Here is a 13823-nt window from a genome sequence, read left to right as displayed (position 1 = left end):
CCCCGAGGTCGGGACCGTGCGTGTAATGGCAGCATCATAGAGCCGACAGCGTCGACTCGTGACGTGCACCGCGCAGCTTACGGGATCAGACGATCCGGATCAGGATCTCGGAATGTCCGGCCCGGATGACGTCGCCATCGGCGAGCTGCCAATCCTGCACGGGGGATCCGTTGACGAGCGTTCCGTTGGTGGAACCCAGGTCGGAGAGCATGGCCGTCTGGCCGTCCCAGCGCACCTCGATATGGCGACGCGACACCCCCGTGTCGGGTAGCCGGAAGTGGGCGTCCTGGCCGCGGCCGATGATGTTGGAACCCTCGCGCAGCGCGTAGGTGCGGCCGCTGCCGTCGTCGAGCTGGAGCGTGGCCGAGTAGCTCGACTGGGCGGCGCCGTAGCCCGCGCCCTGCTGCTGGCCGTAGCCCTGCTGGCCGTAACCGGCGGCGGGCTGGGCGTAGCCGCCCTGCTCCTCCTGGCCGTAGGCGGGCTCGGCGTAACCGGGCTGCGCGCCGTATCCCTGCTGGCCGTAGCCCTGCTGCTGGGGTTCGGCGTAGCCCTGCTGGCCGTAGCCGCCCTGCTGGTCGTAGCCCGGGTCGGCGTAGCCCTGCTGGCCGTACCCACCCTGCTGGCCGTAGCCCTGCTGGGGTTCGGCGTAGCCCTGCTGGCCGTAGCCGCCCTGCTGGTCGTAGCCCGGGTCGGCGTAACCGGCCTGGCCGCCCTGCGCGCCGTAGCCGCCCTGCTGGCTGTAGGCCTGCTGGCCGTAGCCGCCCTGCTGGTCGTAGCCGGGCTCGCCGTACGCGGGCGCGGCGCCGTAGCCACCCTGCTGGCCGTAGCCCTGCTGGGCGGGCGCGGCGGGGTCGTAGCCGTTCTGGTATTCGCCGCCCTGCTGGCCGTATGCGTCGCCGTATCCGGGCTGCGCCTCGGGCGCGCCGTAGCCGCCACCGCGGCCGTAATCGTCGGCCGGGTAGGAAGCCCCTGGTGCGCCGGCGGGCGGCGGTGCGTACCCGCGGTTGCGTGGATCGGACTCCGCGGGCTCTCGGCCGGGCTCGTAGCCTGAGTTATGCGTCATGGGGCCAGCTCCTGGTTGCGGGTGTGCGGGTCGTTGTGGCGGTCCGGGGCGAGGTGGGGCCGTCCCACGACCGGCGTCGGGGTCGACGCGGCCGCTCGCTCTGAACATTCCGGTGTGCAGCGTAGGTGATGCCTCGAACGCCACGTGTACTTCGCCGTAGGTCTGCCAGCCCTGCTCGCGGATGTAATCCTGCAGATGTTTGGCGAACGCTTTGGTTGTCAGGTCGTGATCGGCGTCCAGCTTGCCGTGATCGGTCTCGTTGATCGTGATCACGTAACTGTTCGGCGCGAGACGGTGCCCGCCCTCCAGATCCTGGATCTGATCTGCGGCTTCCTGCTGCAGCGCGGCCTCCACTTCCTGGGGAACCACACTGCCGCCGAACACCCTCGCGAACACGTCACCGACAGCGCCCTGCAAGCGACGTTCGAATCTCGACACGATGCCCATCACAGCCCTCCCTTCGGTGCGCGTGTCCGCCCTCCTCGACACGCTGGTTACGGCGTGTCCGGACCCGACCACGTTCCTTGCATGATATCCACGATCCTCTACCTGGGTAACTCCCGGCGGCGTGACCCAGTTCCCGCGCCCTTTCAATCGACATCGCCGCAGGTCAGGGAATCGATTTTATTTTCGGCCGCGGGGCATGTTAGATTTTTCCAGTCGCTCGGGCGAGTGGCGGAATGGCAGACGCGCTGGCTTCAGGTGCCAGTGTCCGTAAGGACGTGGGGGTTCAAGTCCCCCTTCGCCCACAAGACTAAAGGCTCGATCCTTCCGGATCGGGCCTTCGGTCGTTTCCGGGGTCAGTGACGGGCGATGCGAAACAGGGCCGCCCGCAGATCCGGCCGGGGCGACTGTGCGTCCAGCTCGAGTAGGGCGGTTTCGGCTATCGCGGCTACCAACAGGACGGCGACGGGCGCGGCGTCGGACCAGCCCATCGCCGTGAGGTTCGTGGCGAGCAGGCCGGCGGCGGCGGAATTGCGGGCGCTCACCTCGGTGGCCAGACCCGCGTCGGTTCTGGCCTGTACTAATAGGCCCTTCGTCGCGGGGGCGGCCAGACAGCCGTCGAGGTAGGCGGCGATCCCGGCCGCGAGGCGTGCTTCGCCGGGTGGGAGGTCGGCGGTCGCCGCGCTGACCTGGTCGTCGAGATCGTCGTGGAAGGCGCGGTGCAGGGCGAGTATGTAGGACTCGCGGCTCGGCCAGTGCTGGTAGAAGCTGCCCTTGGCCATGTTGGCCTCGGCCGCGATCGCGTTGACCGAGAGCTTGCTCAGATTCTCGGTGGCCAGTAGCTGCCTGCCCGCGTTCAGGAGGGCGCGGCGCCCGGGTTCGGCGGATCTCATTGCGGCATTCCAGCACGGGCGGTGAGGAACTCGCGCACAGCGTCGAGGAACAACCGGGGCGCCTGAGCGAACGGTTCGTGCCGCGTGGGCAGTACGGCGACCGGCGCGCCGGGCAGGGCGCGGGTGATGCCGCGCCGGTTCATCAGCCAGGGATTGGTGGGGTCGTCGCGGCCCCAGACGACCTGGACGGGTAGCCCGGGCAGCAGTGGGGCCGCGGCGGGCAGGTCGACGCGCGGGTCGTCCAGGCTCCGCCAGAGGCTGCGATATACGGCGAGCCGGATCGGATCGCCGGATACCTCGCGTGCCCGCTCGAAGAGGGGGCGAACACCCTCGTTGCGCAGCGAGCCCAGGTAGAGCCGCGCGTGCGGGACGACGAACCGCCGGGCTACCGAGGGGCGCGCGATCAGCCCGAACATGGTTCTGGTCAACGGATTCAGCGGTGCGAACCCGGCCGACTGCACCAGGACCAGCCCGCGCACCAGGTCCGGTGCGCGCTCGGCCAACCGCACTGCGGCGTATCCGCCGACGCTGTTGCCGATCACGGTGAGTGAACCGAAACCGATCTGCGCCAACGATGTCGACACCTGCACGGCGATGTCGCCGAGCGCGTCGACGGTGACGGCGTTCGGGTCGGTGACCGTGGACGCGCCGTAGCCCGGCCAGTCGACCGCGGCGACGGCCCACGTCTTGCCCAGCGTCGGCACGATCTGATCGAAGTCGCGATGGTCACCCGGATTCGCGTGCAGCAGAAGCAGTCCCGGTGCGTCGTCGGGCGAGCATCCGCTCAGGTGTACCGCGATCTCGCCGTACGGCGTGGTGACGGTGAACGGTGTCATGGACCGACGGTAGCCATGACCGACCGGTCGGTCAAGGCTTGGGTCAGGCCTTGCGGGCGATCAGCAGGTGGTGGGGGATGGGCGGATTCGGCAAGGTGCGCTGCTCCACCGTCAGTCCCGCGGAACTCAGCGCCGCCACCACATCGGCGACCGGGCGCAAGGTGAATCCATAAGGGGTGAAGGGCATTCTGGCCATGGCGTCGGGATCTCCGATGCCGATCACCGCGACGCCGCCCCGGCGCAGGACTCGGGCGAGTTCGGTGCAGGCGGCCGGGAGATCGGCGAGGAAGTAGATGGTGTTGACGGTGATCGCCGCGTGCAGGCTCGCGTCGGGCAGTGGGAGCGCGGTGAGCGTGCCGTCGGCGAGGAGGAGGCGGCCCTCCGCGACCTCCACCGCGAAAGGACCACGGGCACGGGCGAGCATGTCGGGGGAGGGCTCGATGCCGTGCACCGTGCCCTCGGCACCGACGCGCGCCAGCAGCAACTCCAGTCCCACCCCGCCGCCGAAGCCGATATCGGCGACCGTCGCTCCGGTGGGCGGCGCCGCGGCATCGACCGCCGCCGCGATGGCCCGCTTGTTCCCGCGATTGAGGACGAACGCCACGCCCTTACCGAGCACACCGTGCGGATTCCCGAGCTGTCCGGCGATTGTCGTGAGCAGGCGATCTTTGACCCCGGTCATTTCGCCATCGTAGGCGGCGTTTTCGCGCCGCCGTCGGCCGTCGGCCGAGGGCGGCTTGCTCGGCGCGGTGGTACGCCTCTCTCGGCAACGGGGGTCGGCTGGTCGTCGACGGCGGCATCCGCACCCGGCGGCGCATCGGGGCCGACGCGACAACCCCCCTCGACGGATTCGACTCTGCCGTTGTCGACCCCTCGACCGGCGCCGTACGCCCCTCGACTCCGCTGCCGGGCACGGTCGCCGGGGACCCGCTACAGCGAGCCGCGCTCATCACCAGGGGCGGCGGCTCCGGCAGGCAACGTCACCGAGGTCGTTCGAATCGGCTGAGCCCCTCTCGCGCGCTGAACCCGACCTCGCGTCTGTTTCGGCAGCCCGATGACCACCGTGGCCTGCCGGTATCGCTGCTGCCCCTGCCGAGGCGCACATGCCCGCTCGCGCCGTCGGATACTCCTGATCCTCGCAGGTGAGGCGAAGGTCACACTGCCTGTGCAACCTTGTATTCCGGATGTTCTTCTGCCGATTTCTGTCCGTTCGGCGGACCGTTCGCAACCAGTCGTTCGTCCAGTTTGAGGCGATGAATTCGGTGTTTCACTGTGATTGCTGGGCGCGCATCTCGTTTGCAACGTAGTTAACAAACCTGAGGTTTCTTTTAACGTTTCAAGTAGGCGGCAACCGTAATTCCGTTGCCGAAACCCCAGGTGACAGCTATGTCTTGGCCTCAGTGTGATCCGAAGCAACCTTGCCCGACATTCGCGAGCGGGACCCGTCGAGGGTGCGTGATTCGTTATCGAAGGTTTGCTCGGGGTGAATTCTCGGTGCCGCCGACTGCTCGGTGAGGGGCGCGCCAGAAGTTTGCTAGAGGTGTGAAAATCGGTGCGTCCACAGGGCTTTGCAGGTTCACAATTCCTACCCCGGACCTGCGCGTTGGGGGTTGCGTGGGCATAACGATTGTGTACAGTTGACGGTAACGCTGGCCGCAGTTCGAGCCCGACTCACTGCGGCCAGCGGAACTCAAATGGGGGAGTTCGTCACCGTCTCTTAACCTTCTGTAGCTGCCGATTGTCCGGTGCTGTCCCGACGCGGTGTGCTCGGAGTTGTCGGCCTCACAAATGCACGCACAGTTGCGAACTCACGCCCGGTCAACGGCCTTCGCCGGCGTCATCAGCCACCGATCGGCCGGATCCGCCGCCGCGACCGGCACCGCCGCCGCGGCATCCTGTTCCTCGGCCACCCGCCTGCCGATCCCGAACACGTAGTAGAGGAACAGCGCCTCGGCCGCGAACCCCAGTGCGATCCGTACGGGCGCAGGCAGCGGACTCGGCGTCACGAAACCCTCGAGCAGGCCGCATACCAGCAGCACGCACACCAGCCCGAGGGCCACGGTCGCGGTCGCACGCCCCTGCCTGGCCATCGCCGCCGCCCTGCTGCGCCGACCCGGGTCGACCAGCGTCCACCCGAGCTTCAACCCCACCCCGCCCGCGACGAACAGCGCGGTGAGCTCCAGCGTGCCGTGCGGCAGGATGAAGCCGAAGAACGAATCCAGTCGCCCCGCCTCGGCCATCAATCCACCGGTTATCCCCAGATTCAGCGCATTCATGAACAGTGCGTACACAGCCGGGAGGATCAGGACACCGGTGAACAACGCGATCGCCGATACCAGCGAATTGTGTGTCCACACCTTCGCGGCGAAGGCCTCGTTGGGGTGGGCGGAGTAGTACGACTCGAACGAACCCCCAGGTCCGGTGACATCCGACAGGTCGCCCTCCGGTATCCCCAGCGCATCGCGGGCCGCCGCCGAACGATCCACAAGCACGCCGATCACGCCCGCGACGCCGAGGAAGATCGCAGTTGTCCCCAACCACCACGGCCAAGCTCTGTACACAGCCGCGGGAAAGTGCCGGGTGAAGAACCGGCCGACTTCGCGCCACGGCTGCGACCGCGCCGCCAGCACCCGCCCACGGGCCCGCGCCAGCAGCGCGCTCAGCCGGCCGACGAGCTCCGGATCCGGGTGGTGCCCCTGCAATCTCGCCAGCTGCTGCGACGTGGACCGGTACAACCGGACCAGCTCGTCGGCCTCCGCGCCGGACAGCTTGCGCTGGCGGACGAGCTGATCGAGCCGATACCACGACCGTTGACGTGCCCAGCTGTAGGCATCGGTGTCCATATCGGGAATGCTAGCCACATGGCTGAATTCACCACCGGCGAAGCGGTGGCGCTCGACCTCCCCATCGCGCGCATCCCCAGCCGTGCGGGCGCTTTTCTGCTCGACCTGATGCTCCAGTTGGCCCTCGCCGCGACGCTGGAATATGTCCTGATGCTCGTGCTGTTGGCCACCGATGCCGACTCGGCCTGGTTCTCGGTGACGGCGGTCATCACGCTGGTGGCCGTGCTGATCGCCTATCCGGTGGTCAGCGAAACCGTCTCGCGCGGCCGGTCACTGGGCAAGCTGGCCTTCGGCCTGCGTGTTGTGCGCGCCGACGCCGGGCCGATCGACTTCCGGCACGCGCTCACCCGCGGCCTCGCGGGCGCGATTGTGGATTTCTGGATGCTCGGTGCGTTCGGCGCGGTCGCGGTTGTCACGTCGCTGTGTTCGCGCGAGGGCAGACGAGTGGGTGACGTGCTCGCCGGGACGGTAGTTGTGCACACCCGCCAGACCATGCCGGTACCGTCGCTGGCGGTCGCCCCGCCCTGGTTGACAGGCTGGTCGGCGCAGCTGGATCCGAGCGGGATCTCCGACGAACTGGCCGCGGCAGCACGGCGGTATCTGACCAGGCTGCCCACGCTGACGCCGCCCACACAGCACTATCTGGGCACCCAGCTCGTCGAGGCCATGTGCGCCGCACTGCGCTGCCCGGTGCCCGTCGGCTACCCGCCCTATCACGTGCTCGGCGCGATTCTCGCTCGGCGACAGCAGCTTTCACGGGTCTAGCTCCACAGCCTGTGGATGAATCGCCTGTGTACGAATCAGGTTGCGCGGGAACCCACCTGTGCACAAACCCACCTGTGGATGAATCTGTTGGTGAGTCGGTGGATGAACTGTGAGTACCGGTGGAAACTGCGGTTATCCACAACCACGTGCGGTTGTGCACAATTCGCGATGCCACCGATCACAGCGAGCCGGACTGCTTGAGCTCGAGGTATTCGTCGGCCAGCGCCTCGGGCAGTCGATCGGGTGCCGCGGCCACCGCGGCCACCCCGCGCCGCCGCAGCGATTCCTGCACGAGCGCACGCTCGGCCAGCACAGTCTCGGCCGCGGCCGCCGTGTAGACCTGCGAACGGTCACTCGCCGCCGCCGCGATGTCGGGATCGATCACAGAGACGATCAGCACCCGATGACGCCGTGTCAGCGTCGGCAGCGCGGGCAACAGGTGCTCGGTGACGGTCGGCCCGTCGAGACTGGTGAACCATACGATCAATGCCCGCCGTCGAACCCGCGAGATCACGGCGCGTACCAGCCCATCGGTGTCGGTGTCCACCAGCTGTGGAGTAACCCCGGCGAGGGTGTGCATAAGTTTCAAAGGCAGCTGATTACCGCCTACGCCACTCACTTCCGCGCGGACTCGGCGGTCGTAGGCCAGCAGGTCGACCGTGTCGCCCGCGGCGGCGGCCAGACCACCGAGTAGCAGCGCCGCTTCGATCGCGCTGTCGAGCCGCGTTCCCTCACCGACCCGGCCCGCGCCGGCCCGCCCGGTATCGAGGACCATCAGCATGTGCCGGTTGCGTTCCGGCCGCCACGTCCGCACCAGCACGCCGTTCGCGCGCGCGGTGGCCCGCCAGTCGATGCTGCGCACGTCGTCGCCCGCCACGTACTCGCGGAACGAATCGAACTCGGTGCCCTGCCCGCGCGTATTGGCGACATTGCGCCCCTCGAGATGATGCAGCCGCTTCACCTTCGAACGCAGCAGCCGCTCACTGCGAAACGCGGGCAGTGCGCGCACCCTGGCAGGCACGTCGATCCGGCTCTGCCGTCCGGCCAGACCCAGCGGACCGAGCAGCCGCACCGTCACCGGGCCTGCGACCCGATCACCGCGATAAGTGGGAGTCAGGCTGGTGCGCAGCCGGATTCGGGTGTGCGGGGCCAGATCCAGCTGGTGTTCGCGGATGTCGGCACGCGCGCTGTCGGGCCAGGCGTCCCACAGCAGGCCCCGCACCGTGGCCGTGCCGGTATTGGTGACCGCCAACTCCACCTCGGTGCCGCGTCCCAGCCGCACCACCGTCAGCGGATCACGGGTCAGCGACAGCGCATCCGCCCGCGCGGCGAGCGCGATATCGGTCAGCAGCAGCGCCACCAGCACCGCGCAGGCGCCGAGCACGCCGGCCCATGTCGGCACCACGAACATCACCACCGCCGCCGCGACCGTGGCGAGCAGCGCGAACCGGCCTGTGACCACCACGTCGCTAGACCGGAACCGGTACCGAGACCAGCAACGACGAGAGCACGCCCTCGGTGCTCACCCCGTCCAGCTCGGCCTCCGGCCGCAACTGCAAGCGATGCCGAAGGACCGCCATCGCCACGGTTTTCACGTCGTCGGGCGTCACGTACGCGCGGCCGTTGAGCCAGGCGAAGGCGCGGGCGGCGGCCAGCAGCGCGGTCGCGCCACGGGTGGACGCGCCGTGCGCGACGGCGGGGGAGGAGCGGGTGGCACGGCACAGATCGACGATGTAGGCCAGCACCTCCGGGCTCACGGTCACCTGGCCCACCGCGGCGCGCGCGGCCGCGATGTGTTCGGGTCCGGCCACCGGTCGCAGTCCGGCGGCGCCGAGGTCGCGCGGATCGAAGCCGCTCGCGTGGCGTTGCAGGATGCGGAACTCGTCGTCGCGGTCGGGCAGCCGGATGTCGACCTTGAACAGGAACCGGTCGAGTTGCGCCTCGGGCAGGGGATAGGTGCCCTCCTGCTCGATCGGGTTCTGGGTGGCGACCACCACGAACGGATCGGGCAGCGGACGCGGCTGACCGTCCACCGAAACCTGGCGCTCCTCCATCGATTCCAGCAGCGAGGACTGGGTTTTCGGTGGGGTGCGGTTGATCTCGTCGGCCAGCAGCAGGTTGGTGAAGACCGGACCCTTGCGGAAGGTGAACTCGGCCGAATGCGGGTCGTAGATCTGGGATCCGGTGACATCGCCCGGCATCAGATCCGGGGTGAACTGCACGCGTGCGTGCTCGAGCGCCAACGAGGTGGCAAGGGCGCGCACCAGCAGCGTCTTCGCCACGCCGGGAACACCTTCGAGCAGCACGTGACCTCGGCACAGCAGGGCGAGCACGAGGTACAGCACGGCCTGGTCGTTGCCGACCACCGCCTTGCCGATCTCGGTGCGCAGTGCGGCCAGTGCCGCCGCGGCCTCCTGCGCGCTCGGCGTCTCGAGCAGCACAGCGTCCTTGGAAATATTTGTCATCCGAGCTCCGTCTCGATCCATTCGAGGTGTGCGGCAATGTAATGGAGGGTTGTCTCGTCCGGCACCTCGCCGAACAGGACAGTGCCGATCTGCCGACCGGGTACGCCGAGACGGCTGGACACGGCTTCGACGAGTTGATCGCCGGTGAGTTCGCCGCCCAGCCGCGGTGTGATCCGGCGCAGCGTCGCCGCGCGCAGGACATGGGCCACATGGGCCACGTCGCCGGAGCGGCGATACAGGCCCGCCTGTCCCGCGAGCAGCTCGTTCGCGGGGACCTCGACCGGGCGCGGCTCGCCGACCAGCGCGCCACGCCTGCGGGCCCGCCACCAGATCAGCGCCACGAAGGCGAGCAGGAACTGCAAGCCGCCGAACGCCAGCCAGCCGGGCAGGCGGGTGAAGATCGAGTCCTTGCCGCTGCCGAAATCGAGGTCGTTGTCATCAGGAGGTGACTCGGGCGGGTCGGGTGGGTTGGGCAGATCGGGCGGGTGGGGTGCGTTGGGGGCGCCGCACGACTGCATGGTGGCGTAGACCAGCAGGGCGATGGCGAGTCCCGCCGCGAGCACCGCCCAGAAGCGGGGGCTGCGCAGGATCGGGGGCAGGGGTGGAAGCTTCCTGCGCTGCTTGGGTTCTCGCTCGACCACCTCGACCTCGAGCGGATCGAGAACGGGAGGTGGTGCGGACTGGGAGTACCGGTCGGCGTATTCGAGCCGACGGTACTCGTCCTCGGTGGCGCTACGTCCGCCGTAGACGACCTCGTCGAAACTCCTTGCCGCCGGATGCAATTCGGTGGACTGCTCCAGCGGCAATGCCGTGGTCGCGTCGTCGGCGGTCTCCTGCGCGGTGCGCGAGCGGCGCACCGGCAAGCTGCCGTCCTGTTCGAGTCCGCGCAGGACGGCGCGGAAGCGTTCGCGCAGTGCGCGGTCGTAATCGCGGCGGCCCGCGGCGTTCTCGGCGGCGGCGCGATGTTCGGCGGCGGCGCCGAGACGGGGCTGCGGTGGGACGCCGTCAGGGAACTCGGTCACCGGCGATCACCGGGAATTCGAATGTCCATGCCTTCGCGCACACACCGCCGGCTGATGTAGCACAGCACGCGGCTGGTCGCCTCGACGATCTCGCTCACGGTCACCACCAGCAGAAACCCGCCGACGAGCAGGGTGATGAAAGCCCAGCGATGAGTGCCGGAGAAGTCGGAGAGGAAGAACGGAATTCCGAACGCGGGCACCGCGAGGACCGCGAAGATGCACCGCTGGGTGAGCCACAGACCCGCGGTCGACCAGTCGGCACCCTGCACGAGCTCCTTCGAACGGGCAACGCCCACACCGAAACCCGCGTGCTCGGCCACGATCGCCGGCTCGGTGACGAACCGCCGCGCCCGGACATACGAAAGCCAGATCAGCGCGAGCGGATAGGTGATCACCAGAATGCTGCCGAGCAGCAGCACCCCGATCCCGGTGAGCGTGAACATGATCTGCGCGAGCACCAGCGGCGTCGCCTGCCTGCCCGCGGCCCGCAACCCGTCGAGCACGCCGTAGCGCACCCCGTGGAAGTCGGCGAGCGCGATCGCGACGGTCGCGCCGCGCAGGACCAGGCGAACCACCCACACGCAGGCCGCGGTCGCCAGGATCGCCGCCCACGCGGTGCCCGCGTCGGAGCCGTCGGTGAGGTGGGAAACCAGACCGGTCACCCCGAGCGTGACGAGCACACCGATCACGAGCGCACTGCCGCCGAGCACCGCGAAGGTCCGGATATGGGCCTGGATCAGGGCGAACGGCTCATCGAGCAATTCGCGGAAACGCAAGGGGCGGATCGGCACCGTCGGCGGTGTTGGCGGCCCCGGCGCAGGCCCCGGTGCCGGATCGACTCCCGCCCTCACGACGCCAACCGTATCGGCGGGACGCACGGGCCGAGTCTAGTCAATCCCGTCCGCCCCGCCCGGTATGTCTTCACCGAGAGGGGCCCGCCCCGATCTGGACTGACCGGAGGGTGCGACGAAGGAGTACCCGGAGGGAGGGAAGATCGGGGGCCCGAAGGGCCCCGACTCGAGCGCGTCAGCGCTCCGGCAAACACAGCAAGGTACACCCGCCCCTGGCCCGGTTTTACGGTTGACAATTCCTACCGAACATCGGCGGACCCGCGCCCGACAGCTGACCGCTCATCAACCGACGCCGATACCCTCGGCAGCGCAACCTGCGTGGGCTTCAATCGCCCACGCAGCGTGACCGTCTCACCGAGAATCCACTGCGCGGATTCTGAGTCGGCCGCAGCGGCAAGCGTGGTCGCCGACGTGAGCAAACGTTCGTCGTGCTGCTTGGACAGCTCGCACAGCCGAGCCGCCTCGTTCACAGCGTCACCGATCACCGTGAACTCGTACCGATTGTGCGTACCGACGTTGCCCGCGACCACCCGCCCCGCCGCGACGCCGATACCCGCGTCGAGATCGGAGGCGTCGCGCAATCGGCGCTGGATCGCCCGACCGCACGACAGCGCCGATCCAGCCAGGTCGTCGAGCGGAGCGGGGGTACCGAACACCGCCAGCGCCGCGTCGCCCTCGAACTTGTTGAGCAGCCCGCCGTGCCGTTCCACCTCGTCGACGACGATGTCGAAGAACCGGTTGAGAATGCCGACGATCTCGGGTGCGGGCAGGGTGGCCGCCATCGTGGTGGAGCCGATGATGTCGATGAACAGGGCCGCTGCCTCGGTTTCGGTGCCGCCGAGCACCGGCTGGGAGGCGATCGCCGCCATCGCGACATCGTGGCCGACATGCTTGCCGAACAGGTCCTCGATCATCGCCCGCTCGCGTAGCCCGTGCACCATCGTGTTGAAGCCGCTCTGCAGTTCGCCCAGTTCGGTGCCGTCGTAGAGGGCGATCTCGGCGTCGAGGTCGCCGTTCTCCACGTGCCGCAGCGCCTGGCGCACCCCCTTGATCGGGGCCACTGTCGCCGCGACGACCTGGGCCATCAGGATCAACCCGAACACCAGCGCGGAGCCGCCGAGGCTGAGCATGCACACCGCCAGCCTGGCCTTGCTCACCGCGGGATCGGCCAGCGCCCACACCGCCACCGTCATCGTGAGCGCCACCGGTACGCCGACCCCGACGAACCACGACAGCATGGTCCGGCCGAACACGCCGATGCCACGGCGGCGGTGCGGGTCGGCGGCCAGCACGCGCGCGGTCACCGGGCGCAGCGCGAATTCGATGATCAGGTAGCTGTTGGCGCACACGACGATCGCGGCGGCGCCGGTGGAGAGGATGACCTTGGGGATCAGCGCCGGCTCGAGCACCCCGTAGACGATGGTGAGCACGGTCAACGTCAGCGTCCACAGGATGGCCTGCTGCAGCACCATCCAGCGCGGCGCCGACACGGTGACCTGCTGTTCGGCCGGCGTCGGCACGTGCTCGGGATCGGTGGCCCAGCCCATCGAGCGCACCCCGGCCACGGTGCCCCACACGGTGCCGCCCGCCAGCGCGAGCGCAGCGCACAGCGGTGTGAACACGCTGTTGACCAGCAGGAGTTGCCGAGTGAACACGGTGGGACCGGGCAGCACGAAGCCCGCGAGCACCACCACCATGGCGATGCCGATCAGATTGGCGATGAGCAGCGGGACGGTGAGTAGTAACTGCACCCGAACTCGACGGATCTTCGATGCCTCGTCGACTGGCCCGAGCAGCGGCGAGCCCCATGGCGCTGATCGTGCCGCGCCCGCCGGTCCATCGCGGTTGATCACTTCTGAACTGTAAACCGGTGAACCCGGTGTCGGCCACAGAGTTGCGCAGGTCACTGCATTAGTCAGGCGGCTATACCAACTGGTCGCACCCAGTTTTGTGACCGTCCACCGGTCCGTCGACCGTCCTGTTGTCCGCAGCCTCGTTCGGTGTACAAATGTGCACTCAACCCTGGAGCAGGTTGTCGACGACGGCCCGGTAGCGCGCGGGTTCGATCTGCGGCAGACCGAGCAGGGCGCGCAGGTAGACCCCGTCGCCCACCAGTCGGATGGTGTCGGCGCGGACGGGGTCGTCCACCTCGGTCTCGAGGTTGTCCGACCAGGCCGCCATCACCTCGTCGAGCGCGCGCTGCACCTCGTCGGGTTCGCTGCCCGCCGACGCGTCGATCGTGCGCATGGTCGCCAGCAGTGAGCGGTACAGGGCGAGTTCTACAGCGTCGTCCTGCGCGGTGGGGTCGGGCGTCTGCAGGTACCACTCGGCGATGGAGCTCCCGCTCGATCTGGCGTCGTCGAGTTGGGTGCGGGCACGCTCGCCGAGCCGCTGTACCAGGCCGACGAGCAGGGCGTCCTTGCTCTTGAAGTGGTAGAGGAGCCCGCCCTTCGACACGCCCGCCGCGGCGGCGACGTTGTCGAGGGTCATCTGTGCCGCGCCGCGTTCGAGCAGCAGGGTCTCCAGGGCGTCGAGGATGCGATCGCGGGTGTCAGAGCTCACGGCAATCACTGTACCGTCTGGACGGTTTTCTTGTTACTGTACCGTCTGGACGGTTTACCAACCTGAAAGACGAGAGACC

General features: G+C 68.6%; 12 protein-coding genes and 1 tRNA gene. 2 read left to right on the top strand and 11 right to left on the bottom strand.

What is annotated here, in order from left to right; all coding sequences use genetic code 11:
- Window positions 1-85: 85 nt before the first annotated feature.
- Window positions 86-1510, bottom strand: a complete 1425-nt coding sequence (locus ACFVVI_RS17780; protein WP_387446021.1) for a DUF3662 and FHA domain-containing protein — start codon at window positions 1508-1510, stop codon at window positions 86-88.
- A 219-nt stretch (window positions 1511-1729) separates the two neighbouring features.
- On the opposite strand from ACFVVI_RS17780, the gene ACFVVI_RS17775 reads away from it, so the two are divergent.
- Window positions 1730-1812, top strand: a tRNA-Leu gene (locus tag ACFVVI_RS17775).
- A 51-nt stretch (window positions 1813-1863) separates the two neighbouring features.
- On the opposite strand, the gene ACFVVI_RS17770 is transcribed toward ACFVVI_RS17775, so the two are convergent.
- From ACFVVI_RS17770 to ACFVVI_RS17755, 4 genes are all read right to left on the bottom strand, one after another.
- Window positions 1864-2400: a TetR/AcrR family transcriptional regulator gene (locus ACFVVI_RS17770; RefSeq protein WP_378989394.1), complete on the bottom strand. Its 537-nt coding sequence runs from the start codon at window positions 2398-2400 to the stop codon at window positions 1864-1866.
- Entirely contained in the window at window positions 2397-3236 is an 840-nt protein-coding gene (locus ACFVVI_RS17765) for an alpha/beta hydrolase (RefSeq protein WP_387446020.1), read from the bottom strand. The genes ACFVVI_RS17770 and ACFVVI_RS17765 overlap by 4 nt, the downstream gene beginning before the upstream one ends.
- Window positions 3237-3279: 43 nt before the next feature.
- Window positions 3280-3918, bottom strand: a complete 639-nt coding sequence (locus tag ACFVVI_RS17760; protein WP_387446019.1) for a class I SAM-dependent methyltransferase — start codon at window positions 3916-3918, stop codon at window positions 3280-3282.
- Window positions 3919-5044: 1126 nt separating this feature from the next.
- Window positions 5045-6079, bottom strand: coding sequence for a stage II sporulation protein M (locus ACFVVI_RS17755; protein WP_378989397.1), 1035 nt, complete (start codon window positions 6077-6079; stop codon window positions 5045-5047).
- An 18-nt stretch (window positions 6080-6097) separates the two neighbouring features.
- Here ACFVVI_RS17755 and ACFVVI_RS17750 point away from each other — a divergent pair, with 18 nt between their 5' ends.
- Window positions 6098-6844, top strand: coding sequence for an RDD family protein (locus tag ACFVVI_RS17750; protein WP_379312232.1), 747 nt, complete (start codon window positions 6098-6100; stop codon window positions 6842-6844).
- Between the two features lie 178 nt (window positions 6845-7022).
- Here the strand turns inward: ACFVVI_RS17750 and ACFVVI_RS17745 are convergent, their stop codons facing one another.
- From ACFVVI_RS17745 to ACFVVI_RS17720, 6 genes are all read right to left on the bottom strand, one after another.
- Complete coding sequence (locus ACFVVI_RS17745) at window positions 7023-8309, bottom strand: DUF58 domain-containing protein (RefSeq protein ID WP_387446018.1); 1287 nt, start codon at window positions 8307-8309, stop codon at window positions 7023-7025.
- Window positions 8310-8313: 4 nt separating this feature from the next.
- On the bottom strand, window positions 8314-9309 hold the full coding sequence (locus ACFVVI_RS17740; protein ID WP_378634537.1) for an AAA family ATPase: 996 nt from the start codon (window positions 9307-9309) through the stop codon (window positions 8314-8316).
- Window positions 9306-10331, bottom strand: coding sequence for a DUF4129 domain-containing protein (locus ACFVVI_RS17735; RefSeq protein ID WP_387446017.1), 1026 nt, complete (start codon window positions 10329-10331; stop codon window positions 9306-9308). Before ACFVVI_RS17735 ends, ACFVVI_RS17740 begins: the two co-directional genes overlap by 4 nt.
- Complete coding sequence (locus ACFVVI_RS17730; protein WP_387446016.1) at window positions 10328-11182, bottom strand: hypothetical protein; 855 nt, start codon at window positions 11180-11182, stop codon at window positions 10328-10330. The genes ACFVVI_RS17735 and ACFVVI_RS17730 overlap by 4 nt, the downstream gene beginning before the upstream one ends.
- 239 nt (window positions 11183-11421) lie before the next feature.
- Window positions 11422-13035, bottom strand: a complete 1614-nt coding sequence (locus ACFVVI_RS17725) for an adenylate/guanylate cyclase domain-containing protein (protein WP_387446015.1) — start codon at window positions 13033-13035, stop codon at window positions 11422-11424.
- 163 nt (window positions 13036-13198) lie between these two features.
- Window positions 13199-13744 carry a TetR/AcrR family transcriptional regulator gene (locus tag ACFVVI_RS17720; RefSeq protein WP_387446014.1) on the bottom strand — a complete coding sequence of 182 codons (546 nt, stop codon included), beginning with the start codon at window positions 13742-13744 and terminating at the stop codon, window positions 13199-13201.
- Window positions 13745-13823: the final 79 nt, after the last annotated feature.

Origin of the sequence: Nocardia sp. NPDC058114 (assembly GCF_042884695.1) — a bacterium.
Taxonomy (GTDB): domain Bacteria; phylum Actinomycetota; class Actinomycetes; order Mycobacteriales; family Mycobacteriaceae; genus Nocardia.
Note: the sequence above shows the minus strand (reverse complement) of the source record. Positions and strands in the feature narration are given on the sequence as shown.

Bases quoted from the DNA above. Each gene is read 5' to 3' on its own strand.
- ACFVVI_RS17780 (WP_387446021.1), bottom strand. From the start codon at position 1,510: ATGGGCATCGTGTCGAGATTCGAACGTCGCTTGCAGGGCGCTGTCGGT.
- ACFVVI_RS17770 (WP_378989394.1), bottom strand. From the start codon at position 2,400: ATGAGATCCGCCGAACCCGGGCGCCGCGCCCTCCTGAACGCGGGCAGG.
- ACFVVI_RS17765 (WP_387446020.1), bottom strand. From the start codon at position 3,236: ATGACACCGTTCACCGTCACCACGCCGTACGGCGAGATCGCGGTACAC.
- ACFVVI_RS17760 (WP_387446019.1), bottom strand. From the start codon at position 3,918: ATGACCGGGGTCAAAGATCGCCTGCTCACGACAATCGCCGGACAGCTC.
- ACFVVI_RS17755 (WP_378989397.1), bottom strand. From the start codon at position 6,079: ATGGACACCGATGCCTACAGCTGGGCACGTCAACGGTCGTGGTATCGG.
- ACFVVI_RS17750 (WP_379312232.1), top strand. From the start codon at position 6,098: ATGGCTGAATTCACCACCGGCGAAGCGGTGGCGCTCGACCTCCCCATC.
- ACFVVI_RS17740 (WP_378634537.1), bottom strand. From the start codon at position 9,309: ATGACAAATATTTCCAAGGACGCTGTGCTGCTCGAGACGCCGAGCGCG.